The following is a 3,858-nucleotide window of genomic DNA, read 5'->3' as shown; positions in this document are numbered from 1 at the left end:
GGAAGCTAAGCCTTTCAGCGCCGATGGTACTGCAGGGGGGACCCTGTGGGAGAGTAGGACGCCGCCGAACAATTATTGTGGGAAAGCCCCGCACCTTATGGTGCGGGGCTTTTCTGCGTTCCGGACCCGGTTCTTCGGCCCGGCTGGGTATCCTGGCCGCGTTCCCCTGGAGGACGCGATGACAGCACAGCAGCTGGATGACGGCGGACCGCTCATCCCTCAGCCGGCCATGACGCGGGAGGCCCTGCGGGACGCCGTGCGCCGGATCGACATGGCCAATCTTGCCGTGCTCGACAAGGAATGCAACGAGGCGTTCGACCGTGCCGCGGAGACCGGGGCGATCAATCCCCTGCGGTTCTTCCTGATCAAGTGGGCGACGCACGTGGCCATCCAGCGCTGGCCGGCACGGTCGGCTGCCCTACGGGAGGCGGAACGCGTCGCAGGTGACCCGGCCGCGACGGAGGACCAGTTCCGGGCCGCCATGGAAACCAGCAGCCGCATCCTTGCCGAGGCCCAGCGGGAGATCGGTCAGTGACCCTTCGGGGCGAAGGCGTTGAGAACGACGGCGGCTGGGCGTGGGAGTGCGACCCGAGCCGGCTGTGGGTACTGGGGGACATGCCCGGGGAGTACCAGCGTCTCGTCGGTGCCGTCATGGACGGCCTGGTCGACCTGGCGTCGATGGCGATCGACCCCAAGGACGGCAGCCTCTACGAGGACCCGCAGCCGATGCGTCTGCGTACGTACGAGGACGAGCACCTGATGCTCTGGTACCAGACCATCCCGCACCGCAGCCGGGTCTACCTCAAGCGGGTAAATCTCTGACAGCCAGCGGAGCTGGCCGGACTTGCCGACAAGCTGAACGAGATCGATTTTCGATCCTTCGAGGGGTACGCAGACGTCCTCCGGCCGCCACACCTCGACCGCTGGATCTACGACTGACTCGGGTCTGAGATTCGGTTGCGATAGGCGGCGACCTTGTCGGGGTACACGGGTAAGTGGCTCTGGCAAGATTTTCGGAGCCAGAGATGATCTCGGGGTGAGAGTCGGCTGGTCCGCGTAGTGGCGGCGTAGGCGGGCGACCAGTACGACTCGGTGGCGGAGGAGTGGGACGTCGGCGCGGCTTGCCATGATGCGGCCCTCGTCGACTCCGGAGTTGTAGGGGCTGGTGTCCCCCGGGCGGCCGCGTGCCGGTCTTCGCGCAGGGCGGTGGGGACGCCGCCGAGGGGTGGAAGTCCGCTGTTGGTGAGGTGATCGAGCCAGGCCGGCAGCAGTGGGGCGTCGGGGTTCTCGAGCATGGCGGGCGAACCGGCAGACCGGTTCGGGTGGGGTGAAGTTCCGGGCAGTGGTCGAGCAGTCGCCGTAGGCGCTCCGCCGTCTGCGGGTCGTGCCGGACCGGGTTGGCGACGATCCACAGGGTGCGGCCTCGTGTGGAGTAGGCGGTCGTTCGCGGAGCTCGTCCAGGGGCAGGCCGCGTCGGGGAGGTCGGCGCATCACCTCGTGCCAGCTGCGGGCCCTGGCCCATTGGCAGGAGGGTGCGACGGTCCAGCCCGAGTTCGCGGGCCGTGGCGCTGTAGAAGCGGCCGGCGCCAGTCAGCGTGTTCACGGCATCGAAAGGCCGTTGGGCGTGCTGACCGGCGGAGTGTCCTGCCCGGGTTCTGTTGCTATCGAAGGAGGCTCCGGACCGGTCGGTTAGGGGGCAGGGAGAGCGGCCGGCAGGCAGCCGCGGCGTGGGCGGCAGCGATCCTGAACGCGCCGGGGTAAGCCCTGCCACAGGTGGAACCGGTCGCTGACCCGGACGGCGTCGGGCGCACCATCGGCGATCCCTTCCCGGTAGGTGAGTGAACCGTCGCGGCAGGCGCTCTTGACTCCGGGATGCGCCAGGGGCCATCGGCTGAGTTGTTCGGCGTGCCGGCTCTCCCAGAGGGTGGGCGGGAGGCGGGTGGTGGCATCGACCAGGAGGGTGCCGTAGGTGTCGCCGTAGAGCGCCAAGTCGTCCACCCCCAGCATCCGGGGTGTGGCCAGCTGCGGCAGCGCTGTTCGCCGCTGGTAGCGGGCGGTCAGCCCGGGTACCTGTTCGGCGAAGGTCACCTTGTTCGGCATCAGCTGTGACAGTTCAACAGAACATACTCAAGGCTGCCCACCCCGCAAACCAGGCGCCTGCCCGCATCAGCCTTGCCAGAGCCAGTCACTCGTGTACGGCGATAGACCACCGCTCGGCCGGGTTGGGCTTGGCCGGAACTTCTCGAAGTCGGTGGCCCGCTGGCGGCGGTGGAGTGGGCTGATGACGTTGCCGGTGGCGACCTCGAGGGCGCCGAGTCGTGGCTGCGTCGTTCGGGAACGCCGGGCATGAGCGGCAGGGACTGGATGTGACGAGCCCAGTGTTTGGCTAACGCCCGGCCCGGGCTCCGTACACAGGTCGGGCGAACCCTCCAGGAAGCGTCGACGCCAGGTGCGGACGCTCACACGGAATCTCTGACCCCGCAGAGCCCCGGGCGGGTCACGGCAGGGGCCGCGTCTGTCGGCGGCACGCGCCCAGGCCCCCGGGGTGCCGCGGCGGATCCCTCAGCCACGCACTCGTGCGTCGACCGCATTGGCTTGCCGGGTTGGTCTCGTCGGCTCTGCGCCTGTTCAGAGAGTGGTCGTGATCGCCCCGGTACGAAACAGGGTGAGGGCCCCGGCGAGGTTGCCGGGGCCGCACGCGGCGTGGAACGACTTCTCGGCGGTCCAGGTCCACACCGAGTCCTGCGTGATGCGGTTGACGTCCTGGCGGAGGTACTCGCGTCCTTCCGGGTCCGTCTCCTCCAGACCGATCTCGAGGGACCGCCCGGGGTGGTCGAGCGTGGCAATCCTTACGCCCCACTCGTGTTCCCAGTCTCCGCTGCGCTGTTGCGCGTGCCAGTGCCGCAGCCAGTCCGGGAGAGATTCTGAATCGCTCATGGCAGGAGATGGCTAGGCGAGGCGGGTGCCCGGCCCGGATACGGCTGGTCGAAGCAGCAGACGGCCTTGCCTGCCACCGGGACTGCATGCCCTCGCAGATCGCCGCCCACCAGGCCGTCCGCCGACTGCCGTCGGATCCCGTGCGGTACTTCGACGGCCAGTAGGGCTCCGAGATGTCGCTGCGGGGCCGACCTGGATGAGGTCGGTCGCGGGCCTTGGGGGCCGATACCCACCAGTGCCGGGGTATCGCGGCGCGGCTGCCCTTGCGGCGGTGACGTGCCGCCCGCGCTTCTCACGCCTGCCCGGCGCCAACCGGGTGCGCGTGCGTGGGTAGGACGTGAGGACTGCAATCGATGAGGCGATGAGCCGTGGGGGTCCGAGGCTGAGTGGTGGCGTCCGGTCGCGGGGCTGACCCGCGCCGGCGGCAGACGATCAGGAGCGGGGTAGGCGGAAGAGGCTGGACAGGCGCCTGGCGTCGGCTTCAGCGCGGTTCGACCGCCCCGAGCACCAGCTGTTCCCCGTTTTGACACCGTCCCAACCTAGCTTGTAGAGTTAAACGGTTGCCTCGAACTGGACAAGTTCGGCAACCCCACCCCGCAAAGAACGCACGTTTCGTGTGGGGTGCATTCGACTCCTCATCCAGGAATCTGAAGCCGGGAAATCCGGTGGAAATCTTCTGATAGAGTCGGAATCGCCGGAAAGGAAAGCGCGAAAGCGAATACCTGGAAAGCGCCGAGGAAGTCGGGCCCGAGAGAGTCTGATAGAGTCGGAAACGCAAGAACAGAACGAAAGCTCGGAGGAAAGCCCGAAAGGGTGAGTACAAAGGAAGCGTCCGTTCCTTGAGAACTCAACAGCGTGCCAAAAATCAACGCCAAAAGTTGATACCCCGTCCATTTCGGTGGATGAGGTTCCTTTGAAAAA

At 67.4% G+C, this 3,858-nt stretch carries 5 protein-coding genes and 1 rRNA gene; 3 read left to right on the top strand and 3 right to left on the bottom strand.

What is annotated here, in order from left to right; genetic code table 11:
* From rrf to OTB16_RS39045, 3 genes are all read left to right on the top strand, one after another.
* Positions 1 to 70, top strand: a 5S ribosomal RNA gene (gene rrf / locus OTB16_RS39875); the annotation flags it as partial.
* Positions 71 to 178: 108 nt separating this feature from the next.
* A complete protein-coding gene (locus tag OTB16_RS39050) occupies positions 179 to 535 on the top strand; it encodes a hypothetical protein (protein WP_267727693.1) in 357 nt (118 codons plus the stop codon).
* Positions 532 to 822, top strand: coding sequence for a hypothetical protein (locus tag OTB16_RS39045; protein ID WP_267727691.1), 291 nt, complete (start codon positions 532 to 534; stop codon positions 820 to 822). The genes OTB16_RS39050 and OTB16_RS39045 overlap by 4 nt, the downstream gene beginning before the upstream one ends.
* A gap of 867 nt (positions 823 to 1,689) precedes the next feature.
* Here the strand turns inward: OTB16_RS39045 and OTB16_RS39040 are convergent.
* The 3 genes from OTB16_RS39040 to OTB16_RS39030 form a co-directional block, all read right to left on the bottom strand.
* Positions 1,690 to 2,100 (bottom strand): transposase, encoded by a 411-nt coding sequence (locus OTB16_RS39040; protein ID WP_267727689.1) that lies wholly within the window; start codon positions 2,098 to 2,100, stop codon positions 1,690 to 1,692.
* Between the two features lie 528 nt (positions 2,101 to 2,628).
* A complete protein-coding gene (locus OTB16_RS39035) occupies positions 2,629 to 2,937 on the bottom strand; it encodes an Imm53 family immunity protein (protein WP_267727687.1) in 309 nt (102 codons plus the stop codon).
* Between the two features lie 635 nt (positions 2,938 to 3,572).
* On the bottom strand, positions 3,573 to 3,858 hold a 286-nt coding region (locus OTB16_RS39030), incomplete at its 5' end, for a hypothetical protein (RefSeq protein WP_267727685.1).

Origin of the sequence: Streptomyces antarcticus (assembly GCF_026627255.1) — a bacterium.
GTDB classification, from domain to species: domain Bacteria; phylum Actinomycetota; class Actinomycetes; order Streptomycetales; family Streptomycetaceae; genus Streptomyces; species Streptomyces antarcticus.
This window is presented reverse-complemented; position numbering and strand designations above follow the sequence as displayed.